General features: G+C 70.9%; 28 protein-coding genes. 15 read left to right on the top strand and 13 right to left on the bottom strand.

From position 1 onward, the window contains the following. Positions 1-361: 361 nt before the first annotated feature. Positions 362-1009, top strand: coding sequence for a heme ABC exporter ATP-binding protein CcmA (gene ccmA, locus miv_RS23265; protein ID WP_207179148.1), 648 nt, complete (start codon positions 362-364; stop codon positions 1007-1009). Continuing rightward, entirely contained in the window at positions 1009-1677 is a 669-nt protein-coding gene (ccmB, locus tag miv_RS23260) for a heme exporter protein CcmB (protein ID WP_207179146.1), read from the top strand. Before ccmA ends, ccmB begins: the two co-directional genes overlap by 1 nt. A 2-nt stretch (positions 1678-1679) precedes the next feature. Here ccmB and miv_RS23255 read toward each other — a convergent pair whose 3' ends face one another. The 4 genes from miv_RS23255 to miv_RS23240 form a co-directional block, all read right to left on the bottom strand. Beyond that, the gene (locus miv_RS23255; protein WP_048429185.1) at positions 1680-2000 is read right to left on the bottom strand and encodes a BrnA antitoxin family protein; all 321 of its coding nucleotides are present in this window, start codon (positions 1998-2000) and stop codon (positions 1680-1682) included. Further along, on the bottom strand, positions 1987-2262 hold the full coding sequence (locus tag miv_RS23250) for a BrnT family toxin (protein ID WP_058619617.1): 276 nt from the start codon (positions 2260-2262) through the stop codon (positions 1987-1989). Before miv_RS23250 ends, miv_RS23255 begins: the two co-directional genes overlap by 14 nt. Positions 2263-2340: 78 nt before the next feature. Further along, a complete protein-coding gene (locus miv_RS23245) occupies positions 2341-2802 on the bottom strand; it encodes a GNAT family N-acetyltransferase (RefSeq protein ID WP_207179145.1) in 462 nt (153 codons plus the stop codon). Positions 2803-2844: 42 nt separating this feature from the next. Further along, positions 2845-3018: a DUF1328 domain-containing protein gene (locus miv_RS23240; protein WP_207179143.1), complete on the bottom strand. Its 174-nt coding sequence runs from the start codon at positions 3016-3018 to the stop codon at positions 2845-2847. Positions 3019-3168: 150 nt separating this feature from the next. On the opposite strand from miv_RS23240, the gene miv_RS23235 reads away from it, so the two are divergent. From miv_RS23235 to miv_RS23225, 3 genes are read left to right on the top strand one after another with little or no spacing between them, the layout of a single operon-like run. Next, on the top strand, positions 3169-3936 hold the full coding sequence (locus tag miv_RS23235) for a heme ABC transporter permease (RefSeq protein ID WP_207183606.1): 768 nt from the start codon (positions 3169-3171) through the stop codon (positions 3934-3936). Positions 3937-3938: 2 nt separating this feature from the next. Then, entirely contained in the window at positions 3939-4109 is a 171-nt protein-coding gene (gene ccmD / locus miv_RS23230) for a heme exporter protein CcmD (RefSeq protein WP_082711618.1), read from the top strand. Next, positions 4106-4714 carry a DsbE family thiol:disulfide interchange protein gene (locus tag miv_RS23225; protein WP_207179141.1) on the top strand — a complete coding sequence of 203 codons (609 nt, stop codon included), beginning with the start codon at positions 4106-4108 and terminating at the stop codon, positions 4712-4714. Before ccmD ends, miv_RS23225 begins: the two co-directional genes overlap by 4 nt. A 79-nt stretch (positions 4715-4793) precedes the next feature. On the opposite strand, the gene miv_RS23220 is transcribed toward miv_RS23225, so the two are convergent. Then, positions 4794-5576 carry a GyrI-like domain-containing protein gene (locus miv_RS23220; protein WP_244748666.1) on the bottom strand — a complete coding sequence of 261 codons (783 nt, stop codon included), beginning with the start codon at positions 5574-5576 and terminating at the stop codon, positions 4794-4796. A 269-nt stretch (positions 5577-5845) separates the two neighbouring features. Between miv_RS23220 and dapF the strand changes: the two genes are divergently transcribed. Beyond that, positions 5846-6733, top strand: a complete 888-nt coding sequence (dapF, locus tag miv_RS23215) for a diaminopimelate epimerase (RefSeq protein WP_207179140.1) — start codon at positions 5846-5848, stop codon at positions 6731-6733. Beyond that, a complete protein-coding gene (gene mtaB, locus miv_RS23210) occupies positions 6730-7977 on the top strand; it encodes a tRNA (N(6)-L-threonylcarbamoyladenosine(37)-C(2))-methylthiotransferase MtaB (RefSeq protein WP_207179139.1) in 1248 nt (415 codons plus the stop codon). The genes dapF and mtaB overlap by 4 nt, the downstream gene beginning before the upstream one ends. 36 nt (positions 7978-8013) lie before the next feature. Here mtaB and eutC read toward each other — a convergent pair whose 3' ends face one another. From eutC to miv_RS23195, 3 genes are all read right to left on the bottom strand, one after another. Continuing rightward, a complete protein-coding gene (gene eutC / locus miv_RS23205; RefSeq protein ID WP_207179134.1) occupies positions 8014-8799 on the bottom strand; it encodes an ethanolamine ammonia-lyase subunit EutC in 786 nt (261 codons plus the stop codon). Then, positions 8796-10166 carry an ethanolamine ammonia-lyase subunit EutB gene (locus tag miv_RS23200; protein WP_207179132.1) on the bottom strand — a complete coding sequence of 457 codons (1371 nt, stop codon included), beginning with the start codon at positions 10164-10166 and terminating at the stop codon, positions 8796-8798. The genes eutC and miv_RS23200 overlap by 4 nt, the downstream gene beginning before the upstream one ends. Before the next feature lie 123 nt (positions 10167-10289). Continuing rightward, positions 10290-11156 (bottom strand): transglutaminase-like domain-containing protein, encoded by an 867-nt coding sequence (locus miv_RS23195; protein WP_048425631.1) that lies wholly within the window; start codon positions 11154-11156, stop codon positions 10290-10292. A 171-nt stretch (positions 11157-11327) separates the two neighbouring features. On the opposite strand from miv_RS23195, the gene miv_RS23190 reads away from it, so the two are divergent. Further along, the gene (locus miv_RS23190; RefSeq protein WP_048425630.1) at positions 11328-11546 is read left to right on the top strand and encodes a DUF6894 family protein; all 219 of its coding nucleotides are present in this window, start codon (positions 11328-11330) and stop codon (positions 11544-11546) included. A 556-nt stretch (positions 11547-12102) separates the two neighbouring features. Here miv_RS23190 and miv_RS23185 read toward each other — a convergent pair. Then, complete coding sequence (locus miv_RS23185; protein ID WP_082171874.1) at positions 12103-13122, bottom strand: SMP-30/gluconolactonase/LRE family protein; 1020 nt, start codon at positions 13120-13122, stop codon at positions 12103-12105. Positions 13123-13267: 145 nt separating this feature from the next. Between miv_RS23185 and miv_RS23180 the strand changes: the two genes are divergently transcribed. Then, positions 13268-13492, top strand: a complete 225-nt coding sequence (locus miv_RS23180) for a hypothetical protein (protein WP_048425629.1) — start codon at positions 13268-13270, stop codon at positions 13490-13492. A 3-nt stretch (positions 13493-13495) separates the two neighbouring features. Here miv_RS23180 and miv_RS23175 read toward each other — a convergent pair whose 3' ends face one another. The 3 genes from miv_RS23175 to miv_RS23165 form a co-directional block, all read right to left on the bottom strand. Next, a complete protein-coding gene (locus tag miv_RS23175) occupies positions 13496-13885 on the bottom strand; it encodes a helix-turn-helix domain-containing protein (protein ID WP_048425628.1) in 390 nt (129 codons plus the stop codon). Next, complete coding sequence (locus tag miv_RS23170; protein ID WP_048425627.1) at positions 13867-14136, bottom strand: BrnT family toxin; 270 nt, start codon at positions 14134-14136, stop codon at positions 13867-13869. Before miv_RS23170 ends, miv_RS23175 begins: the two co-directional genes overlap by 19 nt. An 89-nt stretch (positions 14137-14225) precedes the next feature. Then, on the bottom strand, positions 14226-15296 hold the full coding sequence (locus miv_RS23165) for a malate/lactate/ureidoglycolate dehydrogenase (protein ID WP_058617815.1): 1071 nt from the start codon (positions 15294-15296) through the stop codon (positions 14226-14228). A gap of 255 nt (positions 15297-15551) precedes the next feature. On the opposite strand from miv_RS23165, the gene miv_RS23160 reads away from it, so the two are divergent. The 6 genes from miv_RS23160 to miv_RS23135 all read left to right on the top strand — a co-directional run bounded on the left by miv_RS23160 (position 15552) and on the right by miv_RS23135 (position 23503). Further along, positions 15552-16712 (top strand): ABC transporter substrate-binding protein, encoded by a 1161-nt coding sequence (locus tag miv_RS23160; RefSeq protein ID WP_058617816.1) that lies wholly within the window; start codon positions 15552-15554, stop codon positions 16710-16712. Positions 16713-16820: 108 nt separating this feature from the next. After that, positions 16821-17696, top strand: a complete 876-nt coding sequence (locus tag miv_RS23155; protein WP_048425624.1) for a branched-chain amino acid ABC transporter permease — start codon at positions 16821-16823, stop codon at positions 17694-17696. Continuing rightward, positions 17693-19522: a branched-chain amino acid ABC transporter ATP-binding protein/permease gene (locus tag miv_RS23150; RefSeq protein WP_207179130.1), complete on the top strand. Its 1830-nt coding sequence runs from the start codon at positions 17693-17695 to the stop codon at positions 19520-19522. The genes miv_RS23155 and miv_RS23150 overlap by 4 nt, the downstream gene beginning before the upstream one ends. Before the next feature lie 13 nt (positions 19523-19535). Beyond that, positions 19536-20279 (top strand): ABC transporter ATP-binding protein, encoded by a 744-nt coding sequence (locus tag miv_RS23145; protein WP_058617817.1) that lies wholly within the window; start codon positions 19536-19538, stop codon positions 20277-20279. 284 nt (positions 20280-20563) lie between these two features. After that, on the top strand, positions 20564-22117 hold the full coding sequence (locus miv_RS23140) for a UxaA family hydrolase (RefSeq protein WP_048425622.1): 1554 nt from the start codon (positions 20564-20566) through the stop codon (positions 22115-22117). Between the two features lie 84 nt (positions 22118-22201). Further along, the gene (locus tag miv_RS23135) at positions 22202-23503 is read left to right on the top strand and encodes an MFS transporter (protein ID WP_207179129.1); all 1302 of its coding nucleotides are present in this window, start codon (positions 22202-22204) and stop codon (positions 23501-23503) included. A 25-nt stretch (positions 23504-23528) separates the two neighbouring features. On the opposite strand, the gene miv_RS23130 is transcribed toward miv_RS23135, so the two are convergent. Further along, a complete protein-coding gene (locus miv_RS23130; protein WP_207179126.1) occupies positions 23529-24251 on the bottom strand; it encodes a class I SAM-dependent methyltransferase in 723 nt (240 codons plus the stop codon). Positions 24252-24283: the final 32 nt, after the last annotated feature.

The raw sequence follows: 24283 nt of genomic DNA, 5'->3' as shown, positions 1-24283 counted from the left end.
ACGGGATCGATCGTGCCTGACGCCAAGGGATCGCCACGCACGAAACACCCGTGTGCCGCCCGCCCTCGCCTTGCGGCTGAGAATCGGACGGTGCGCGCGCCGCCCCGGGGGTGCCCGGACTGGGATGCGCGAAGGACGGTTTGGACGCCTCTGAAGGTCGCGCGGCGCAGCCGGGGATGCGTATAGAACACTTCGAAACTGGCCGCTACGGGTCTCTCGGCCGCGCAATCGGTCATTCTCGCCGGGGCAGGCATAGCGTAAACGCGGGCGGTCCCTCCCGCCCGCGGAGCCCCCTGCCCCTCGGAGCCTTCTGCCCCTTGGAGCCTCTGCCCTTGGAGCCTTTGCCCTTGGACCCCCGCCCTTGCGCCTGATCGCCGAGGACCTCGCCTGCCGGCGCTCCGGCCGCCGCATCTTCGCCGGGCTCTCCTTCACCCTGGCCGCCGGCGAGGCGCTGACGGTGACCGGGCGCAACGGTGCCGGCAAGTCGTCGCTGCTGGCGATCCTCGCCGGGCGGCTGCGGCCCGAGGCCGGGCGGCTCGTGGCCGAGGATGTGGGCGAGCGCACCATCCCCGAATGCCTCCACGTCGTCGGCCACCGCGACGGCCTGAAGGGCGCGCTCACCGCGGAGGAGAACCTCGCCTTCGCCCGCGACCTCCTGGGGGATGCCGACCTCGAACCCCGCGCGGCGCTGGCCCGTCTCGGCCTCGCCCACGCGGCCGGCCTGCCGGTGGCCTATCTCTCGGCCGGCCAGCGCCGGCGGGTGGCGCTCGCCCGGCTCCTCGTCTGCCGCCGGCCGCTCTGGCTCCTCGACGAGCCGACCGCCGCCCTCGACGTCGCCTCGCAGGCCGCCCTCGCCGGGCTGATGCGGGCCCACCTGGCGGGGGGCGGCCTCGTCATCGCCGCCACCCACCAGGCGCTCGGGCTCGAGAAGGCGCGGGACTTGTCGGTCGAAGCCTTCCGCACCAGCCGGTCGGAGGCCGCCGCCGATCCCTTCTCCGAGGTGATGTGATGGGTCGCGCCTTCCTGGCGGTGGTCGCCCGCGACCTGCGGCTCGCCGGCCGCATCGGCGGCTCGGGCGCCCTGTCCCTGGTGTTCTTCCTGATGATCGTCGCCCTGGTGCCGTTCGGCCTCGGGCCCGACCTCAACCTGCTCGCCCGGATCGGCCCCGGCATCCTGTGGATCGCCGCGGTGCTGGCGACGCTGATCGGCCTCGACCGGCTGTTCCAGGCCGACGACGAGGACGGCTCCCTCGACCTCCTCTCCGGCGCCCCGGCGCCCCTCGAACTCCTGGTGCTGGCCAAGGTCACGGCGCACTGGCTCACCACCGGCCTGCCCCTGGCGCTGGCGACCCCGCTCTTCGGGCTCCTGGTGGCGCTCAGCCCCACCGGCATGGCGGCGACCAGCCTGACGCTGCTGGTCGGCACCCCGGCGCTCACCTTCATCGGCGCCGTCGGCGCGGCACTCACCGCCTCGATCCGCCGCGGCGGCCTGATCCTCGCCGTGGTGGTGCTGCCCCTGATGGTGCCGACCCTGATCTTCGGCGTCTCGGCGGCGGACGCGGCGCTCGGCGGCACCGTGCCGTTCGCGACGCCGCTGGCGATCCTGGGTGCGCTGAGCCTCGCGGCGGGGGTGGTCGGCACGCTGGCGGCGGCGGCGGCGTTGCGATGGGGGGAATAGGCTCAGGCCGCCCTCAGCTTTCGGGCCGCCTCGGCCAGCGCCTCGTGCATGCGCGTCTGCCAGCCCGGACCGGTGGCCTTGAAGGTCTCGAGGATCTCGGGATCGATCCGCAACGACACCGGAACGCGCCGCGTCTCCGACCTTGGCCGGCCTGCACGGCTCCGGAACGCGGCCGCCATCTCGTCCGGCATGCCGTCGGGCCCCGGACGCGCCCGCGCCAGCTCGTCGCCCGTCAGCGGCGGGGTGTCGGAGACCTCATCCCAATCGTCCTGCGAGTAGAGTGGGTTCGGAACGTATCCGGGTGCGCGGTCATGGGACGGCATAGGCGGCCCTCTCGGTCTTGTTGGCGCGGCGGACGCTGACGACAGCGGTGGCTTCCGACCCGAGCGGAGAGACGATCGCCACCACGACGACCTCTCCATACCAAGTGCCGATCAGCTTGAATCTGGCACGTCCGGTTTCGCTTTGTGCGGCATCGATGGTGAGGAAGCGCTCGAAGCTGAATGCATCCTCGAAATCCGCGAGGTCGAAACCGTGCTTCGTGAGGTTTGCCTGTCGTTTCGGCTCGTCCCACACGAACGTCATGGTTCGTATCCTCCATATTTTCGTATATACGAAAATATGTGCTGCAGCAATCGCGCCATGTCTGCAGGAACGCGGTGGTCATGCCGTCGTGGGAACATCCCGTTCCATGACCACCGTCCGCTCCTCCCCGTGCCGGTGCTCGCGTGTCGCCCGGAACCCGAGCCGCGCGTAGAAGCCCACCGCCGTCAGCGAGGATTGCAGGGTCAGGGTCGTCACGCCCGCCGCCCGCGCGGCGCGGTCGACCTCGCCCATCAGGCACCGGCCGATGCCGCGACCCTGCGCTTCGGGGGCGACGAAGACGGCGCGCACCACCCGGCCGTCGCGGCTCGCCGTGCCGAGGATGCGGTCGCTGTCGAGGGCGACGAAGACCTGTCGCGCCGCGATCTGCGCGGCGATTGCCTCCAGCGTGAAGCCGCCGGCGATCCGCGCGATCGTCTCGGGCCCGTAGTCACGGCTGTTGGTCTCGTGCAACGCGGCGAGGACGACGCGGCTGATCTCCGCCGCATCGTCCGTCACCGCTCCGCGAATCGCGTACGCCATGCGCACCCTCCCCCGGCGCCGCGCACCGGGGGAGCGCCGCCGCTAGAACACCGCTTGGCCCATGACCACCGCCGCGATCACGATCACCACCGCGATCACCAGGAAGAGCCCGAACAGCAGCCGCGCGATGCCGCGGGCGCCCGACGCCACGTTGGTGAAGCCGAGGCCGCCGGCCACCAGCGAGATCACGAAGAAGATGATCGCCCATTTCAACATCGCGGCGGTACTCCGGTGCCTTGCGACAAGTCGCAGCGATAACCGGCACCGCCACGCTTCGTTCCGGTGCGGCCCGTCCCGAAGCGTCTCGCCCGTCTGCGCCGTTCGTCCGCATTGCCCGCGCCGCCCCGCACGGGCTACACCGCGACCATGGCGATGGGTCTCCTCACCCGGCTGGCGCAGCCCGGCCACTTCATGCGCTGGTCCGGGGCCTTGCTGCCCTGGGTGGCTGGCCTCGCGGTCGTGCTGCTGGCGGTCGGCCAGTACCTGACCTGGTTCGTCGTGCCCCCCGACTACCAGCAGGGCGAGACGGTGCGGATCATGTACATCCACGTCCCGGCGGCCTGGATGGCGGTGTTCTTCTATGGCGCCATGGCGGTCTCGGCGCTCGGCACCCTGATCTGGCGCCATCCGCTGGCCGACGTGGCGCAGCGCGCCGCCGCCCCGATCGGCGCCGCCTTCACGCTGATCTGCCTCGTCACCGGCTCGCTCTGGGGCAAGCCGATGTGGGGCACCTACTGGGTCTGGGACGCGCGCCTGACCTCGATGCTGGTGCTCTTCCTGATCTATTGCGGGCTCCTCGCCCTGTGGCGGACCATCGAGGATCCGAGCCGGGCTGCCCGGGCGGTCGCGATCCTGACCCTCGTCGGCGCCGTCAACCTGCCGATCATCAAGTTCTCGGTGAACTGGTGGTCGACCCTGCACCAGCCGGCCTCGATCCTGCGGATGGGCGGGCCGACCATCTACGCCTCGATGCTCTATCCCCTGCTCGTCATGATCGCCGCCGCCTCGGTGCTCGGCATCGCCCTGCATCTCCAGGCGATGCGCACCGAGATCCTGCGCCGGCGCGTGCGCACGCTCACGATCCTCGAAGCCGAGCGGCTCGACGCCGCCCTGATGGCGCCGCAGGCGGCCTGACCATGGATCTCGGACCTCACGCCGCCTTCATCCTCGGCGCCTACGGCTTCACCGCCCTGGTGATCGTCGGGCTCGTCGCCCACGCGATCCTCGACCGGCGGGCGCAGGAGCGGGCGCTCGCCCGCTTGGCGAAGGAGCCCCTCAAGCACGAGCCGGCGCGGGGCGCCCGGTGAGCGGCGCTCCCCCGCACCCGGCCGACGCGGCCGAACCCGCCGACGAGGCGCCGCGCCGCTCCCGGCTGATCTTCCTGCTGCCGCTCCTCGCCTTCGCGGCGCTCGCCGGCATCTTCCTCGGCAAGCTGCTCACCAAGGGCTACGACCCCTCGGCCATCCCCTCGGCGCTGATCGGCCGGCAGGTGCCCGACTTCGTCCTGCCGCCGGTCCCCGGCCTGGCGGCGGACGGCGCCGCGGTGCCGGGCCTGACGACGGCGGACCTGAAGGGCAAGGTGACGGTGCTCAACGTCTGGGCGTCGTGGTGCGCGCCCTGCCAGATCGAGCACCCGATGCTGATGCGGCTCTCCCGCGACGGGGTGAACCTCGTCGGCATCGACTACAAGGACCAGCCCGAGAACGGCCGTCGTTTCCTCGGGCGCCACGGCAACCCGTTCCGCGCCGTCGGTGCCGACGAGGCCGGCCGCGTCGGCATCGACCTCGGAGTCTACGGCGTGCCGGAGACCTTCGTCATCGGGCCGGACGGGCGCATCCGCGAAAAGCTCGTCGGCATCCTGACGCCGGAGACCTACGACGCCTTCCTCGCCCGGGTGCGGGCGATGAAATAGGAGCGGGGCTCGGGGCCCCGCCGCCGTCTCGGCTCCGCTTCCGCAGAAGTCGCCCGGGGGAGGAAGCGCCCGGCGCGCCCTATTTCGGCAGGGCGTAGATGTTGACCTCCAGCGCCTCGTCGGACGGGCTCGCGAGCGGGGTCAGGTACTCCTCCACGAAGGCGTCCTGGACGAGGATGCCCTTGGCGTCGAGATAGGCCGTCACCGTCTCGTAGGTCTGGTCGATGCCCTCGTAGGGGCCCTTGTGGGTGAAGCGCAGGGCCTTGCCGCTCGGGGTGGCGCCGAAGCGCAGGTCGTCGGGCAGGCCGGCCGGGCGCGGGTTCGGCACCGCCTCGACCGGCACCATCACCTCGTACTGGAAGCCGTCGTCGTCGGTGCGATTGAAGACCGAGATCGGCTTGCCGTTGGCCTTGATGCCGGCCTGGGCCAGCGCCGCCTCGACCTTGGCGATCGCGTCCTTGAGGCTCGGCACCGCCTGGTCCCACTTCGCGCTGCCGGACAGGATCGCCGCGGGCTTGGCCGGCAGCGTCACCTCGTCGACGTCCGACGGGTCGCCCGGATTGGCGACGAGGGGCGGCCGGTTGGCGCTCGACGGCGCCTGGCCTGCGGGCGGCACCGCCGGGGTCCCGGGCGGCAGCGCCTTCTCGGGTGCGGGCGGGGTCGGCGCCTGGTTGGTGCCCGGGCCCGGCCCGGGGGCGGTGGTGGTCGGCAGCGGCGTCGTCTGCGCCGGCGAGGGCGTCGCGGCCGGGGGCGCGGCGGGCGACGGGGCGGGAGCCGGGGCGGGCTGCTGGGCCAGAACGGAGGCCCCGCAGGCCAGGGACGCGGCGAGGCCGATCGCGATCGTCGGGAGGCGGGTCTTCATCACGGGCGGAACGCTCCGGGGTCTGGCGGGGCCGGTCTGGCCGGCTCTGGCACGGGCCGGCATCGCCGGCCCGGTCGAACGCGTCAAGCGCAAAGCCGTTGCGCCGTCATCGCGAGACCGTGAGCGCCATGGGTCCCGTCTTCCCATGGGTCCCGTCTTCCCATGTGCCCCGTCTCCCTCCTCGCCCCGCCCTCGTCTCGCCTGCGGGCCGGTTCTGGTCCATACAGCGACCGGCCCCCATCTCGTGCGTCCGTCGGAGAGCCCTGCCCGTGTCCCCCCTCGCCCATCGCCGCTTCCTCAAGATGAACGGGCTCGGCAACGAGATCGTGGTGCTGGACCTGCGCGGGAGCGACGTGCGGGTGCAGCCCGCCGAGGCCCGGGCGATCGCGGCCGATCCGGCCTCGCGCTTCGACCAGATGATGGTGCTGCACGACCCCGTCACCCCGGGCACCGACGCCTTCGTCCGGATCTACAATACCGACGGTTCGGAGGCCGGCGCCTGCGGCAACGGCACCCGCTGCGTCGCCTGGGCGATGCTGGACGATCCCGCGATGGCGCGCCCGCCTTTGGGGGAGAACCTGGTTCTCGAGACCCGGCCCGGCCTCCTCGCGGTCGTGCGGGTGTCGCCGGTCGACTTCACCGTCGATATGGGGCGGCCGCGCCTGAAGTGGGACGAGATCCCCCTCGCCGAACCCTTTCCCGATACCCGCCGCATCGAGCTGCAGGTCGGGCCGATCGACGATCCGGTGCTGCACTCGCCGGGGGCGGTCAGCATGGGCAATCCGCACGCGGTGTTCTTCGTCGCGCGCGACCCCGAGACCTACGACCTCGCCCGGGTCGGCCCGCTGCTCGAATGCCACCCGATCTTCCCGGACCGGGCCAACATCTCGCTCGCCCAGGTCCTCGACCGCGGCCATCTCCGCCTGAAGGTCTGGGAGCGCGGCGCCGGCCTGACCCGGGCCTGCGGCACCGCGGCCTGCGCCGCCCTCGTCGCCGCCGCGCGCCTGCGCCTCACCGACCGCGAGGCCACCGTCACCCTGCCGGGCGGCGACCTGCGTATCGCCTGGGGCGAGGACGACCACGTCCGCATGACCGGCCCGACCGAGCTGGAGCACGAGGGCACCTTCGCTCCCTCGCTGTTCGAGGCCGCCGCGTGAGCGTGGAGGTCCTGAGTTTCGGCTGCCGCCTCAACGCCGCCGAATCGGAGGCGATGCGCCGGCAGGCGGAAGGCGCGGGCCGCACCGGTCTCCTCCTCGTCAACACCTGCGCGGTCACGACCGAGGCCGGTCGCCAGGCCCGCAAGGCGATCCGGGCGGCGGCGCGGGCGAACCCCGACGCCCGGGTGGTGGTGACGGGCTGCGGCGCCCAGGTCGAGACCGACGTCTACGCCGCGATGCCGGAGGTGGCCGAGATCGTCGGCAACCGCCGCAAGCTCGACCCGGCGACCTGGGCCCGATCGTCGTCCGAGCGGGTGCGGATCGACGACGTGATGGCGCCGGGTGCCGATCCGCTGACGGACGCGACGCCGATGCCGGCGCGCACCCGGGCCTTCCTGCCGGTGCAGAACGGCTGCGATCACCGCTGCACCTTCTGCGTCATCCCGTTCGGGCGCGGCAACTCGCGCTCGGTGCCCGTGCCGATCGTCGTGGGGCAGGTCCGTGCGCTCGTGGCGGGGGGCACCCGCGAGGTGGTGCTGACCGGCGTCGACCTCACGGCGTACGGCCGCGACCTCGGCGAGGTCACCCTCGGCGCCCTGGTGCGGGCGATCCTGCGCGGGGTGCCCGACCTCGACCGCCTGCGCCTGTCCTCGATCGATTCCGTCGAGGCCGATCCCGAGCTGGTGGCGGCCTTCGCCGAGGAGGCGCGGCTGATGCCGCATCTCCATCTCTCGCTCCAGGCCGGCGACGACCTGATCCTGAAGCGCATGAAGCGCCGTCACGGCCGGGACGACGCCATCCGGTTCTGCGCCGAGATCCGGGCTCTTCGCCCCGATGCGGTGTTCGGCGCCGACCTGATCGCCGGCTTCCCGACCGAGACCGAGGCGCAGTTCGCCCGCTCCCTCGACCTCGTCGTGGAATGCGACCTCGCCCAGCTCCACGTCTTCCCCTACTCGCCCCGCCCCGGCACCCCGGCCGCGCGGATGCCGCAGGTCGCCCCGGTGGTGATCAAGGAACGCGCCGCCCGCCTGCGCGAGGCCGGCGCCGCCGCCTTCGCCCGGCGCCTCGACCGCGAGATCGGCGAGACCCGCCGGGTGCTGGCCGAGCGCGGCGGCACGGGGCGCACCGAGGGTTTCTTGCCGGTGCGGCTGCCGGAGGGCGTCGAGGCCGGGACGCTGACCACCCTGCGGATCGTCGGGCATGACGAGCAGGTCTTGCAGGGACAGGTGCTGCGGGCGGAGTGAGGCGGGAATCGGCGCCGGGCCTCACGGCACACCGCCTCACCGTCCCAGGGCCTGCCGCTCCGCCGGTCCCTCGATCAGCCGGTCGCTCTCGTCCTTGAGCGATACCCCGGTCAGTTCCCGGGTCAGCGCCTGGTCGATCAGCCAGGACAGCTTGAACGCCGCGAGGTCCGGCCTGAGCCCGGCCGCGCGCACGTTCGACAGGCAGTTGCGCTCGGCATCGGTGCGGCCGGGGCGCGGGCCGAAGGTGAGGTAGACGCCGAGGCTGTCGGGCGAGGACAGGCCGGGCCGCTCGCCGATCAGCACCGCGACGGCGCGGGCCTTGAGCCGCGCCCCCACCGCGTCGCCGAGCGCCACCCGGGCCTGCATGGCCACCACCACCGGGGCGAGGCTCAGTCCGGCGCCGGCCAGCGCCGGCGCGAGCGCCGCCAGCAGCGGCACCGCTCCCTCGTGGACGGCGCGGGCCGAGAGGCCGTCCGCCACCACGAGGGCGAGGTCGACCGGATTTCCTGCCGCCGCCGCGAGCGCCGCCGCGGAGTCCTCGTCGAGGCGGCGCCCGAGATCGGGGCGGCGCAGGTAGGTCGCCCGGTCGGGCGCGGCCGAGGCTACGACCAGCGTCTCGAAGCCGAGCGCCGTGATCCCCTCCCGCACCGCCTCGACGTCGAGGGGGGTGTGGACCGCGTCGCGGGCCTGGGCATGGGCGAGGGAGAAGCGCAGCACCTCCCGGGTCGGCAGGCCAGAGCCGGCCCGGCCGAGCGCGATCCGGGCCGGGGTCAGGGCGGCGAGGCGCCGCCAGGCTCCCGCCGCCTCGTCCTCGCGGCTCACGCGGCGAGCCCTGCCAGCAGGGGCATGCCCCCGCCCGGCCGCAGCGCGCCGTCCGCGTCGGTCAGGCCCATCCGGACGAGCCAGGCGGCGAATTCCGGCGCCCGCTTCAGGCCCGTCACCTCGCGCAGGTAGAGCTGGTCGTGGAACGAGGTCGACTGGTAGTTCAGCATCACGTCGTCGGCGCCGGGAATGCCCATGATGTAGGTCACCCCGGCGGTGCCGAGCAGCGTCAGCAGCGTGTCCATGTCGTCCTGGTCGGCCTCGGCGTGGTTGGTGTAGCAGACGTCGACGCCGAGCGGCACGCCCATCAGCTTGCCACAGAAATGGTCCTCCAGCCCGGCCCGGATGATCTCCTTGCCGTCGTAGAGGTATTCCGGTCCGATGAACCCCACCACCGTGTTGACGAGGAGCGGCCGGAAGGCGCGGGCGACCGCGTAGGCCCGGGCCTCCAGGGTCTGCTGGTCGATGCCGTGATGGGCATCGGCCGAGAGCGCCGAGCCCTGGCCGGTCTCGAAATACATCACGTTGTCGCCGACCGTGCCGCGCTTGAGGGCGAGGGCCGCCTCGTGCGCCTCCTTGAGCAGCGGCAGCGTGACCCCGAACGAGGCGTTGGCGGCCTGCGTGCCGGCGATCGACTGGAAGACGAGATCGACCGGAACGCCGCGGTTCATCGCCTCCAGCGTCGTGGTGACGTGGGTGAGCACGCAGGCCTGCGTCGGGATGGCGAAGCGCTCGATCGTCTCGGCGAGGAGGTGCAGCAGGCCGGCGAGCCCCTGCACCGAATCCGAGGCCGGGTTGATGCCGATGCAGGCATCGCCGCAGCCATAGGCCAATCCGTCGAGGATCGCCGCGGCGATGCCGGCGGGATCGTCGCTCGGGTGGTTGGGCTGGAGGCGCACCGCCATCGTGCCGGGGAGCCCGATCGTGTTGCGCAGGCGGGTGACCACCCGGGCCTTGCGGGCCACCAGGATCAGGTCCTGGTTGCGCATGATCTTCGACACCGCGGCGGCGATCTCCGGCGTCACCCCGGGGGCGATCGCCGCCAGGGTCTCGGGCGGGGCGGTGAGCAGGAATTCTCGGAAATCGCCGACGGTCAGATGGCCGATGCGCCCGAAGGCGGCGGCGTCGTGGGTGTCGAGGATCAGCCTTGTGACGTCGTCGGCCTCGTAGGGGATCAGCGGCCGGGCCAGGATCTCGGCGAGCGGCACCTCCGCGAGGCACCAGCGCGCCGCGACGCCCTCCGCGGCGCTCTCCGCCGCGAGGCCCGCGAGCCGGTCGCCGGAGCGCGGCGGGCTCGCCTTCGCCATCAGCTCGGCGAGGTCGGCAAAGACGAAGGTCCGGGGTCCGACGACGTGGCGGTAGCTCATGCGGGGCCTCCCGGGCGGAACCTAAGCAGATTTCGCCGAAGTGGACACCGGTTCGGCGGCAAAAATCTGCGACACGACAAGAACCTGAGCGGGCGAAGCGTTGGCTTGCCAACGCAAGTCTGCTTAGCGCAGGCCGCCCCCGGCGTCAGGACCCTCCTCCGCGGTCGAGATCGCCGCGGTCGTGCGCTCGCCCCTCTCCGGCGTCCCGTCGGCCCGGTCGATGCGGATCTCCATGCCGGTCGGTTTCATCTCGCCGAAGGGCGTCGAGAAGGCGATCTCGGCCGCGTCGCGCCCGACGCCGATCCGCACCAGCCCGTCGAGGTTGGCCTGCCGCGTGGCGTCGAACAGCCACCAGCGCCCGTCGAGATAGGCCTCGAACACCGCGTGGAAGTCGCACGGCACCAGGCCGTAGGCGTAGCAGCTGACGAAGCGGGCCGGGATGCCGAGGGCCCGGCAGAACGCGGCGCCGAGATGCGCGAAATCGCGGCACACCCCTGCCCGCTTCAGAAGCGTCTCGTCGGCGGTGGTCTCCTCGTCGCTGGCGCCGCGGACATAGGCGATGTGGTCGTGGATCCAGTTGCAGATCCGGCTCACCCGCTCGAAGCCGGGAGGGGCGTCGCCGAACTCGGCCTGGGCGAAGGGCGCGAGCCGGTCGGAGGAGACGAAGCGGCTCGGCAGCAGGTAGGGCAGGATGGCGAGCGGCAGGTCCTTCACCGGCGTCTCGCCGATGCCGGACGGATCGGCCCGATGGGGCTCGAGCGTCACGGCGGCCTCGTAGTCGAGGCTGAAGCGGCCGGGCGGCACCGTGACGGCGACGTAGCGGTTGCCGGTCTCCGGTGCCTCGTGCCGGCGCAGGGGAAGGTCCGGCGAGAGACGCAGCGTCTCCGAGAGGGCGCGGTGGCGCACCTGCCGTGCGACCTCCAGGTTGAAGATGAAAGCCGTCTCCGTCTCGACCTCGTAGGAGAGACGACAACCTAAAGTATAGCGCACGGCTTGAGCCCCTTCCCGCTGGCGGTATAGGGTCTCGCAAGAGCCGCGCCGATTCGGCCGGGCTGGGCGCCGCCTCGAATCGGCCCGATCTTTGCAGGCCAAGGCTTAGCCTGCGTTAAGGCCGATTGTCGTGGGGCCCGGCAAGACCGGGGCGAGCAGGGAGGACATGCCGTGCACCGCTACTTCTTCGACCTCGAAGCCGGAACCTGGGACGCCCGCGACACGATCGGGGTCGTCCTCACCGATGCCGGTGCCGCCCATGCCGAGGCCGTCCAGGCCCTGCGCTCCTGCTCCCTCGACCCGGCCCGGTCCGCCGGGGCGGCCCTGGCCATGAACGTCCGCGACGAGACCGGGCGGACGCTCTTCCGGGTGTCGCTGGCGCCGCAGTGAGCCGCTACGGTCGTGGATGACGGCGACGCCGTCGTTCATCGATCGGTCCCGGCCTCGTGCCTCGCTTGCCCCGAGGGATCCGCGATTGCCACGTGGCTGGCGGTCATGGATGCCAGGACTGGGGAGATGCGGAATCCGCATTGATCTATGGCTCTACGGCACCCGCGGCCAGACCGCGGAATCGGTGATCCGAGGGATCGCGCCGACGCATCGACCGGGCGATACCGCGCTCATCACCGCCTGAGAGCATCGGCGATCCGTCCTCGCGACCGTCGGCCTCGGCCTCGCCCCGGGACCTGCCGATCCGGGGCCATTCCAAACCCCGCCGCGGACGGCCCCTCGGACGAGAGGCCGACGGTCGCGTTCCGGCGCCCGGGTGCCGGTGCGTGCCGTCCACGCCGTCAGGCCAGGGAACGCCGCGCGGCGGCGGTGCTTTCGGTGCCGTTGCGAGACTGGAAGCGCCCCGCCGGTTCCGACTCGAGGTCCCGGGCCCTTCTGCGGTCGCATCCTGGGCCCGGAAAAGAAGGCGTGGCCTAACGAGGAGGCATCCGCTTCCTCACGGCACCATCGCCCCTTGCGTCTCCACATACACCGCGTAGATCGACGTGCTCGCCGCCATGAACAGCCGGTTCTTCTTCGGCCCGCCGAAGCAGAGATTGGCGCAGGTCTCCGGCAGGTGGATCTTGCCGATCAGGTCGCCGGACGGCGTGTAGCAGCGCACTCCGTCCTCCTTCGGGTCGGCCCAGCCCATCGAGCACCAGACGTTCCCGTCGACATCGGTGCGCACCCCGTCGGTGAAGCCCGGCGAAAACCCTTCGGCGAAGACCCGGTCGCCGGTGAGACGGTCGCCCTCGACGTTGAAGGCGCGGATGTTGGCCCGGCCGCCATGGGTGGCGCCGGAATCGACGACGTAGAGGATCTTTTCGTCGGGGGAGAAGGCGAGCCCGTTCGGACGGTCGATGCCCTCGGCCGCCACCTTGGCCTGGCCGGACGACGGATCGAGGCGGTAGACCCGGGTCGGGAGTTCCGCCTTGTCCTTGTGGCCCTCGTAGAACCCATCGATGCCGTAGCCCGGATCGGTGAACCAGATCGCGTTGTCGGCGGCCACCACCACGTCGTTGGGGGCGTTGAGCGGCTTGCCGTCGAATTTGTCGATCAGCACCGTGATCGTGCCGTCGGGCTCGGTGCGGGTGACCCGCCTGGTGTCGTGCTCGCAGGTGATGAGCCGCCCCTGCCGGTCGCGGGTGTTGCCGTTCGAGTAGTTCGCATTCGCCCGGTAGACGCTGACATGGCCGTTCTCGAGCCAGCGCATGATCCGGTTGTTGGGAATGTCGCTCCACAGGAGGTAGCCGCCGTCCCGGAAGTAGACCGGGCCTTCGGCCCAGCGGAAGCCGGTGGCGATGCGCTCGATGGCGGCGTTGCCGACCTTGTAGCGGAAGCGCTTGTCCAGGGCCTCGACCCGCGGGTCGGGATAGCGGGTGCCCGGCAGGTCGCCGAGGGGCAGCCTTTCGGCCCGTGCCGCGACCGTGGATGCGGTCAGGGCGGCGGCGCCCGCGAGGACGTCACGTCGGTTCATCACTCGTCTCCTCCCGTCCGGTCTTCGTGCCGGACGGGGGGATTGTAGGGGAGCGGCGCGCGGTGTCTCGTGGTTTTCCAGTCGATGAGGCGATGGTGCCGTGGCGGGGAGCGCTCGGTAAGGTCGCGAGTGGGGAGGCGGCGCAATGGCTCGCACCGTGACTAAAATGAACGAGGACCAGCATGTCTGCTCGCGGTCGGTGCGTCATCATGACAAGATCGAATCCAGAAGCTGCCAGCAGGTTGGCCAGAATATCCCTTCCGATCACCCTGACAATCTCTCTGCCATCCTCAGCGTGATCGACAGCATGCCAGACAACATGCTGTGCGATCTTCATGACGGCCTCCCGCAAGAGCGAGACGATCTGTAAAACTTACCGCGATAGCGGTGACTTGGCTGCCTCGTCGACATCATCCGGCACGACGCCGGTGCCGAGCGCCGCGAAGGCAGCCTCCGGCTCTCGCGCCACGACGGTTAGCAGGGCGCGGGCCGGGGCGTCCGGCACGGTGCGGCCCTGTTCCCAATTGCGGATCGTCGCCAAAGGAATGTGGAGCGCCTCCGCAAATTCTCGCTGCGTCAGGCCGAGTCGAACCCGCACGTCCCGCGGACCCGGCACGACCCGCACCGCTTTCGGCTCGAACTCGGGGTCAAAGCCATCCTCCTCCTGATAGGCCCGGATATCCTCTTCGGTCGTTGCATCCAATTTGGCTTCGTCGACTTGAGGGCGGTGCAGAAGCGCCTGGCTCAGACTGAATTTCGCCATCGGGTACGCTCCTTCCTGTTCGAGGGCCAGGCGGTGATGATCCAGCGCACCGGCCCTCGATCCGTGTAGACGACGGTGTAGAACCTGCCTCCGACCTCACCGACCGCAATCATGCGAGGTTCGCCGTAGGCTTGGCGCAGGTCCTGCCACTCGACGATCCGGCCGAGAAAGATGCCGACGGCATCCTCGAAGCCGAAGCCGCGCTCCGCGCGCACCTTCTCGTTCTTCTCGTCATGCCAGTCGAAATCCATGTGAAACGGTACGCTTACAACGTACTCATCGCAAGGTGGCCAGGCCTGGAGGATCTGCGGACTGTCCTCCGTAGAAGCCCGCCTTCAGCTCACCCCCGATACGCCTCCCCATCCAATCCAAACGACCGCCCCGCCGCCAGCAGCGTCTCCCAGACCGGATCCGGCAACGGCACGCCCTCGGCTAGGCGCGCGGCCCGGGTGCGCCGCTCCGGCTCGCCCGGCAGCATCACCTCGCCGCCCGGCACCGGCCGTGCGCCCTTGAAGAAGTCGAGATAGGCGCGGGTCTCGCGCACCATCGCATCCTCGGAGCCGAAGGCCTCCGGCGTCATGTAGAGCGACAGCATGCCGTTGCAGAACCGCCGCGCGCCCGGGCCCGCGGTGCCCGATCCGGTGAGCGCGCCGGCGAGCAGTTCGCATAGCAGCGCCAGCCCCGAGCCCTTGTGCTCGCCGAAGGCCCGGATCGCGCCGGCGCCCTTGAGATTGTCGCGCTCCGGACCGTCGAGGGGGCCGTAGAGCGTCGCGGGGTCGCTGGAGAGCTGACCGTCCGGCTCGATCAGCACGCCCTCGGGCAGCGCCTTGCCGCCCTGCGAGGCCACCAGCACCTTGCCCTCGGCCACCGCCGAGGTGGCGAAGTCGAGGATTACCGGCTCGGCGCCCTGGACCGGAAACCCCGCCGCGAAGGGCGCGGTCGAGAAGCGCCGGTCGACCGAGCCGAAGGGCGCGACGAGGAGGCTGCCGGCCACGTTGACGAAATGCACCGAGACGAGGCCGGCGGCGGCCGCCTGCTCGGCCCATTCGCCGATGCGGCCGAGATGGCCGGCATGGCGCAACGCCACGATGGCGACGCCGTTCTCCCGCGCCTTGCGGATGCCGAGTTCGGTCGCGAACGGGCCGGCGGTCTGGCCGAAGCCGTAATGCGCGTCGACCAGCGCGAAGGCCGGGCCGTCGGTCACCACCTCGGGGGTCTTGTCGGCCTCGACCTCGCCCTCCTGCAACCAGGAGACGTATCGCGGCACCCGGATCACGCCGTGGCTGTCGTGCCCGGTCAGGTTGGCGGCGACGAGATAGCGGCCGATCCGCTCGGCCTCGGCTTCCGAGCAGCCCGCGCGGGAAAAGATGTCCCGGACATAGGCGGTCAGGCCGCTGGCTGAGATCTGCATGAAAGAATCCTCCCGGTTTCTTGGTTTGGGTTTCTATTGTTCCGGCGGCCGGTTGGGATGGCCGCGCATTCTGGCGCGCCGGAGAATGGCCGCGCCGGCGCCCGCGGTCGAGGGCGTCCGGTGCAGATCTGCCCGGGCATTTTTAATCCGGGCGGACAGGCGGAGGGGATGGACATGGCAGCGCTGCCGGTGTCTCATCCGCTCCAAGGCCGGGCCTCGAAGCATCGGCCATTTTCCCACGGGAGGAACATGCCGATGAGGACGACGCGCCGCGTTTTCCTGAAGAGTGCGGCCACGGTCGCGGCTGCCGGCGTCGTCGCGCCGTCGATCATCCGGCCCGCCAGCGCCCAGGGCGGCACGGTGCGGATCGGCATGGTGCTGCCGGTCACCGGGCCCGGCGCCGATGCCGGCCGCTTCGCGCTGAACGGCGCCAAGATCGCGCTGGAAGCGGTCAACAAGGCCGGCGGCGTGCTCGGCAAGCCGCTGGAGCTCGTCACCGAGGACGACCAGACCACCAATCCGGGCGCCGTGCTGGCCTTCTCGAAGCTCGCCTCCCAGCCCGATCTCGTGGCGTTCCTCGGCTCGATCCGCTCGACCCAGAACCACGCCATGGCCCCCGACATCCTCAAGACCGGCAAGCCCGTCGCCTTCGGCGGCACCGATCCGGTGCTGACCCAGCTCGGCAATCCCTGGCTGTTCCGCTTCCGCCCGAACGACAGCTTCTCGGCCCGGGTGATCGCCGAATACGGCGTGACGACGCTCGCCAAGAAGAAGTGGGCGATCATCCACTCGACCGACGCCTTCGGCACCAGCGGCGCCAAGGCGCTGACGGAAGCGCTCGGCAAAGCCGGCGCGACGGTGGCGCTGGACCAGGGCTACACCAACCAGAGCCAGGACTTCACGCCGGTGGTTCTGGCGATCCGCCAGTCCGGCGCCGACGTGATCGGCTCCTACTTCACCTTCGAGAACGACCTCGGCATCTTCGCCCGGCAATTGCGCCAGCTCGGCGTGCAGGCGCCCTGGGTCGGCTCGGCCTCGATCGTCAACGTCACGGCGCTCAAGCTCGCCGGCCCCTCGCTCTACAACACCTACGGGGTGGCCGATTACGCCGAGGAATCGAGCGACGCGGCGCGCAACTTCGGCAAGGCCTACCGGGCGGTGATGAAACTCGCCCCCGACAACCAGTCGTCCTGGACCTTCGACGCCGTGACGGTGCTGGCCAAGGCCATCAACGCCGCCGGCAAGACCGACCCGAAGGCGATCCGCGAGGCGATCCTCGCCATCCGCGGTCACGAAGGCGCCGAGGGTACCTATAACTTCGACCAGAACGGCGACGGCCTGCACGGCTACAACGTGGTGCGCAACGACAAGGGCAACATCGTCTTCGACAAGCGCATCGACTTCTACAAGGCCTGACCTTCGGAAGACCCCGAGCGGGACGGCGATGCGCCGTCCCGACGCCGTCTCGGCCGCGGCGCCACGCGCGGCGGCACGACCCTTCTCATCCGATCGGGGCGGGCCCGCATGGACCTCATCCTCCAGCTTCTGTTTACGGGAATCGGCATCGGCGCCGTCTACGCGCTCGTCGCGCTCGGCTTCGTGCTGATCTTCCGCGCCACCAACGTGGTGAACTTCGCACAAGGCGAGTTCTCGATGGTGGCGGCCTTCCTGATGGTGGTCTTCGCCGTCGACCTGCAATGGCCGTACTGGCTGTCCTTCCTGCTCGCCATCGGCGGCATGGCGGCGCTCGGCGCCCTGTTCAACCTCGGCGTCTATTATCCCCTGCGCCACCGCACCTACCTGCCGGTGATCATCTCGACCATCGGTGCCTCGATCTTCCTCGCCAACACCACGCTCGCCCTCTACGGGCCGCAGCCGCAGGTGCTGCCGCCGGTCTTCGAGACGCAAGGGTTCCTGGTCGGCCCGGTCTTCCTCGACACCCAGTACCTGCTCATCATCGCCGTCACCGCGGTGCTGGTGGCGTTCCAGTACTGGTTCTTCGAGCACACCCTGATCGGCAAGAAGCTGCAGGCGACCTCGCAGGACAAGGAGATGGCGGCTTTGCTCGGCATACCCGTCGCCGGGATGATCATGCTGACCTTCGTGTACAGCGCGGTTCTGGGGGGCATCGCCGGCATCCTGGTGGCACCCGTGCTGTTCGTGTCGATCCAGATGGGCGCCACCATCGCGCTCAAGGCCTTCGCCGCCACCATCATCGGCGGCTTCGGCGACGTGACCGGCGCGATCATCGGTGGGCTGGCTCTCGGCATCATCGAGACCTTCGGCGCCGCCTACATCTCGGTGCCCTACAAGGACGCCTTCGCGTTCATCGTCCTCGTCGCCTTCCTGGCCTTCCGCCCGCAGGGCATCTTCGGCGAACGCATCGCGGAGAAAGCATGACCGGCTCCCCTCGCCCCGTCGCGGCGGACCCGGTGTCCGACGCTCCCGCCCGCCGCTTCCCCCTCGGCACCCTCGCCTATCTGGGCCTGGTCGCGGTCGCGGTCTTCCTCGCCGCCACGACGCCGTTCAGCGGCTACGTGCTCAACATCCTGATGCAGGCCGCGACCTACGCCATCGCGGTCATCGGGCTCACCGTCGTGCTGGGTCTCTGCGGGCAGATCAACCTCGCCCAGGCCGCCTTCTTCGGCATCGGCGCCTACGCGGTCGGCCTCGGCACCGTCGATCTCGGGATCAGCTTCTGGCTCTGCCTGCCGATCGGCCTCGCGCTCGCGCTCGTCCTCGGTGCGGTGCTCGGCGCCTCGACCCTGCGGCTCGGCGGCCACTACCTCGCCATGGTGACGATCTCGTTCCAGCAGATCCTGACGCTGATCATGATCAACTGGATTCCCGTCACCCACGGGCCGGACGGCGTGCCGAACATCAAGCGGCCGGGCCTGTTCACCGACGGCCAGAGCTACCTCGCGCTCTGCGTCGTCGTGCTGGCGGCGGTGGCCTACGCGGTGTGGCGGATGCCCAAGACCCGGCTCGGCCGGGCCATGCGGGCGGTGCGCGACAACGAGCTGGCGGCCGGCGTCACCGGCATCGACATCTACCGCACCAAGGTGGCGGCCTTCGCCATCGGGGCCCTTCTGGCGGGCCTCGGCGGCGGGCTGTTTGCCGGCAGCTTCACCTATATCAGCCCGGACCAGTTCTCTTTCGCCGAGTCGGTGGTGTTCCTCACCATGGCGCTCCTCGGCGGCGTCGGCTCGCCGGTCGGCGCGGTGATCGGCACCGGGCTCCTGATCCTGATCCCCGAATGGCTGCGGTTCCTGAAGGAGATCCCGGGCCTCTACCTGGCGATCTACGGGCTGGCCGTGATCCTGATCGTGGTATTCATGCCGGAAGGCATCTGGGGCTTCCTCGGCGACCAGGTGAAGCGCCTGCGGCCGAAGAAACCCGCCGCCCCCCGGGCGCAGGAGCTGACGCTGACGCAGGCCGCGGCCTCCGCCGCCCCGGTGCTCCAGGTCGAGGGCTTGTCGAAGCATTTCGGCGGCCTGAAGGCCGTCGACGAGGTGAGCTTCACGGTGGCCCGCGGCGGCATCCACGCGCTCATCGGCCCGAACGGATCGGGCAAGACCACGACGCTCAACGTGCTGTCGGGCCTCTACACCCCGACCGGCGGCCGGGTGCGGCTCGACGGGCAGGACATCACCCGCTTCGCCCCGCACCGGCGCGCGGCCTCGGGCCTCGGGCGGACGTTCCAGAACATCCGCCTGTTCCGCTCGATGAGCGCGCTCGAGAACGTGGTGATCGGCGCCGAGCGGCCGGGCAACGGCATCGTCGCCCAGGATCGCGCCTCGCTGGAGGCGCGGGCCCGCGCGGCTCTGGCCTTCGTCGGGCTCGAAGCGCGGGCCGACGAGCCGATCGCGTCGTTCTCCTACGGCCACCAGCGGCTGGTCGAGATCGCCCGGGCGCTCGCCGGCAACCCGGTGCTGCTCCTCCTCGACGAGCCGGCGGCGGGCCTCAACTCGACCGAGAAGAACGCGCTCACGGTGCTGCTACGCCGGATGGCCGCCAAGGGCCTGACCATCCTCATCATCGACCACGACATGACGCTGGTGAGCGACGTGGCGAGCCACATCACGGTGCTGAATTTCGGCCGGCGCATCGCCGACGGGGTGACGGCCACGGTGCTGCGCGAGCCGGCGGTGATCGAGGCCTATCTCGGCCAGGAGAGCACCGAGGGGCCGAATGTCGGCCTCAAGACCGACCTCGCGACGGCCTAAACAGGAGAGATCGATGGCACTCCTGGAAATCCGCGACCTGACCGTGCGCTACGGCGAGATCGAGGCCGTGCGCGGTATCTCGTTTTCGGTCGAGGCCGGCGAGGTCGTGACGCTGCTCGGCTCCAACGGCGCCGGCAAGTCGACGACGCTCAAGACCATCTCGGGGCTGGTGAAGCCGGCCGGCGGCGAGGTCCTGTTCGAGGGCCAGTCGCTGCTGGGCCTGAAGCCCGAGGAGATCGTGCGCCGCGGCGTGGCGCACGTGCCGGAGGGGCGCCGGGTCTTCCCGGGCCTCACGGTCCGCGAAAACATCATGCTCGGCGCCTCGAACCGGAAGGGACTCTCGACCCGCCAGATCAAGGACGAGGCGGAGGGCATGTTCGAGCTCTTCCCCGACATCCGCCGCTTCGGCGACGCGCTCGGCTGGACGCTCTCGGGTGGCCAGCTCCAGATGGTGGCGCTGGCCCGCGGGCTGATGGCGAAACCCCGCATCCTGCTCCTCGACGAGCCGTCGCTGGGCCTCGCCCCGGTGATCGTCCAGGCGGTGTTTTCCATCATCGCCGAGGTGCGCCGACGCGGCACCACCGTGCTCCTCGTCGAGCAGAACGCCCGCATGGGCCTCTCGGTCGCCGATCGCGGCTACGTGCTGGAGACCGGGCAACTGGTGCTCAGCGGCGCGCCGCAGGACCTGTGGGCCAACGACGACATCCGGGCGGCGTATCTCGGTGGGCGGGCCAAGGCGGAGGCCCTGGCGCATTGAACCTACTCAGTGGACAGGAAGTGGCGCGGGTCCCCCCTCTCCCGAGTGGGAGAGGGGCCGGGGGTGAGGGTGACACGCCTCAGTGTAAATCGCTGAGCATGGTGCTGGTAGCGGGACGGTCGGAGCCTGCCTCAGGACCATAACACCCTGCGCGATCTTCGATCGCCCCTACCCCTCTCCCACACGGGAGAGGGGATCCCGCGTTCCATGACACGCGAAACGCAGAATGGCCCGACGGACCGCACGGCCGTATGGTGCCCCTTCAGACTCACAAGGTCCCATCCATGTCCGCCCCCACCCCGCTCCACCCCACCAACCCCCGCATCGTGCGCCTCAGCCACGAGGACAACGTCGTGGTGGCGGTGGATCCGATCGTGCCCGGCGCCGTCGTCGAGGGCGTGACCGCCTCCGCGCGGGTGCCGCGGGGCCACAAGTTCGCCGTGGTGGCGATTCCCGAGGGCGGGCCGATCCGCAAGTTCGGTCAGATCATCGGCTTTGCGAACCGGCCCATCGCCCCGGGCGAGTGGGTGCACGAGCACAATGTCGGCCTCGGCGAGGCCAAGGGCGACTTCGCCCGCGACTACCGCTTCTGCGAGGAAGCGCGTCCCGTCGCGATGGTGCCGGAGAACGAGCGCGCCACTTTCGAGGGCTACCGCCGGGCCGACGGCCGGGTCGGCACCCGCAACTATGTCGGCGTGCTCACCTCCGTGAACTGCTCGGCCACGGTCGCCCGCTTCATCGCCGAGGAGGCCCGCCGCTCCGGCCTCCTCGACGCGTTTCCGGGCATCGACGGCATCATCCCGCTCACCCACGGCACCGGCTGCGGCTACGACATCCAGGGCGAGGGCGCCGACATCCTCAAACGCACGCTGTGGGGCTACGCCGCCAACCCGAACATGGGCGGCGTGATCATGGTGGGCCTCGGCTGCGAGGGCCTGCAGATCGACCGCTGGAAGCGCGCCTACGGCATCGAGGAGAGCGAGACCTTCCGCAGCTTCACCATTCAGGATACCGGCGGCACGCGCCGCACCATCGAGGCCGGCGTCGCGGCGCTCCGCGAGATGCTGCCCGCGGTGGCGAAGGCCAAGCGCGAGACCGTGCCGGCCTCCGAATTGATGCTGGCGCTGCAATGCGGCGGCTCGGACGGCTATTCGGGCATCACCGCGAACCCTGCCCTGGGAGCGGCGGTCGACCGGCTGGTGGCCGAGGGCGGCACCGCGATCCTGTCCGAGACGCCGGAGATCTACGGCGCCGAGCACCTGCTGACGGCCCGCGCCGCGAGCCCCGAGATCGGCCACAAGCTCGTCGAGATGATCCACTGGTGGGAGGCCTACACCGCCCGCAACGGCGGCGAGATGAACAACAACCCCTCCCCCGGCAACAAGGCCGGTGGGCTGACCACCATCCTGGAGAAGTCGCTGGGGGCCACCGCCAAGGGCGGCTCGACGACGCTGACGGGCGTCTACCGCTACGCCGAGCCGGTGACCGCGAAGGGCTTCGTCTACATGGACACGCCCGGCTTCGATCCGGTGGCGGCCACCGGCCAGGTCGCGGGCGGCGCCAACGTGCTGTGCTTCACCACCGGCCGCGGCTCGGCCTATGGCTGCAAGCCGACCCCGTCGATCAAGCTCGCGACCAACAGCGAGATGTACCGGCGGATGCAGGACGACATGGACATCGATTGCGGCGACGTGCTCGACGGCACCTCGATCGAGGAGAAGGGCCGCCAGATCTTCGAGACCATCCTGCGGGTGGCGTCCGGCGAGCGCACCAAGTCGGAAGGGTTCGGCTACGGCGATGCCGAGTTCGTGCCCTGGCAGATCGGCGCGGTGATGTAGCGGCCGCGATATGGCGGCAGCGGCCGAACCGTTTTAAGGGGCGCTCCGGGGCACACCAACAAGAACGCCCCGGAGGATACCACGATGACACCGAACGGGGGCGGCGGGCACGATCTCACCCGCCGCCAATGGAAGATGACGCTGCTCGCAAGCCTCGGCGGCGGGCTCGAATACTACGATTTCATCGTCTACGGGATCTTCGCCAAGGATATCGCCGCGGCGTTCTTCCCGGCGACCGATCCGGTGGTGGCGCTCACGCTGTCGCTGGCGGTGTTCGCGGTCGGCTACCTCGCCCGGCCCCTCGGCGGGCTGGTGCTGAGCCATTTCGGCGACCGCTACGGCCGCAAGACGGTGTTCGTGGTCACCGTCTTCACCATGTCGGCCTGCACCCTCGCCATGGGTCTGGTGCCCTCCTACGCCTCCTGGGGCGTGTGGGCGACCCTGCTCCTCGTGACCTTGCGCTTCGTGCAGGGGCTCTGCATCGGCGGGGAACTCCCCGGCGCCATCACCTTCGTGGTCGAGACCGCCTCGCGCCGCCCGGGGCTCGCCTGCGGCATCGTCTTCTGCCTCGTCAACGGCGGCGTGCTGCTCGCGGCTCTGGTCAACCTCGCCCTGCAATCGGTCCTGCCGCCGGCCGTCATGGCCGAATCCGGCTGGCGCCTCGCCTTCCTGTTCGGCGGCGTGGTCGGGCTGGTGAGCTTCTGGCTGCGGCGCTCCCTGGAAGAGACGCCCGAGTTCCTGCGCCTCCAGCATCGCGCCGCCCGCAGCCCGGTCGGAGAGGTACTGCGCGACCATCGCGGCCGGGTGCTCGTCGGCGTCGGCATCGTGGCGCTCACGGCGGGCTTCAACGGCATCCTGTTCGCCCACATGCCGGCCTACCTGATCCAGGTGCTCAAATATCCCCCGAAGACCGTGGCGGTGGCGATGAACGTCGCGCTCTTCGCCATGTCGGCCTCGCTGCTCTTCGCCTCGTTCTTCGCCGACCGGGTGGCGCCGCGGCGCCTGATGCAGGCCTCCGCCCTCGTCGTCCTGCTCGGCGTGATCCCCGCCTATCAGGTCCTGGCGCGGGGCGATGCCAACCTGTTCCTGGTGCTGCCGCTCCTCACCATGGCGGTGGCGGGCGCCAACGGCAGCTTCGCCTACCTGCTGGCCGGGCTGTTTCCGACCCGGGTGCGGTTCAGCGGCGTCGCGCTTTCGCTCAATATCGGCTTCACGCTGCTCAGCGGGCTCGGTCCGCTCGCCGCCAACGCGCTGATCGGCGCCACCGGCTGGACGGCGGCGCCGGCCCTGATCATCGCCGGGTCGGCGCTGATCGGGCTTCTGGTCGCGAGCCGCCTCTCCGACCGGCCCGACACGCTCGCCGAGGCGGCGGCGGTCTCCGGCTGACCCCGTCCGATCCCGGGCGCGCCGTTCAGGCCGCGTCCGGGGACTTGCGGGCGAGCCAGGCGCCCCAGAACAGGCTCGAGAAGAACCGCAGGGGCGGCGCGAAGCCGCCCTCGCGCAGGAGATCGGCGACCGCCTCCTCCGACGGGGGCGGGTCCGCCCCCTGCAGGATCCTGGCGCGCTTCGCCTCGACCTCCGCGGGTCCGGCTCCCTGCTGGCGCCAGCGCTCGCCCCAGGCGGCGAGCAGCAGCGGCTCGCTGGCATAGGCCCGGTAATTGCCCGCGAGGATCAGCGGCGCGCCGGGGCGCAGGCGCCGGGCGATGTCCTGCAGGATCGCCCGCTTGGCCGCGTCGCCGGGCAGGTGGTGGAGCACCCCGATCAGGGTCGCGGCGTCGAACGCGTCCCCGTCCGGCAGGTCGGCGACGGTCCCGCGCACCACCTCCGTCCGCGCCGTCAGGCCGGTCTCCTCCAGCCGGGCGACGGCCAGCGCCAACATCGGCTCGGACGGATCGACCGCGAAGAAGCGCCAGTTCGGCTCCAGGGCCGCCGCCGTGACGATCTCCGTCGCTCCGCCGCCGGCCCCCGCCACCAGGATCCGCGCCTCGCGTCCGGTGCCGAGGGCGGCCGCCAGCAAGCAGGCGGAGAGTTCGTGGCAGGCCTCGTAGCCGGCGAGCGCGATGCGGCTCTGCTGCCGGTATTCCCCGGCGCGGGAGGTGTCGAACTTCTGGGCGGAGTCGGGCGCGGTGCTCACGGGCAGGCTCCGGTCGTGGAACGGGTCCGCGA

The organism is Methylobacterium indicum, assembly GCF_017347565.1.
Lineage (GTDB): Bacteria > Pseudomonadota > Alphaproteobacteria > Rhizobiales > Beijerinckiaceae > Methylobacterium > Methylobacterium indicum.
Note: the sequence above shows the minus strand (reverse complement) of the source record. Positions and strands in the feature narration are given on the sequence as shown.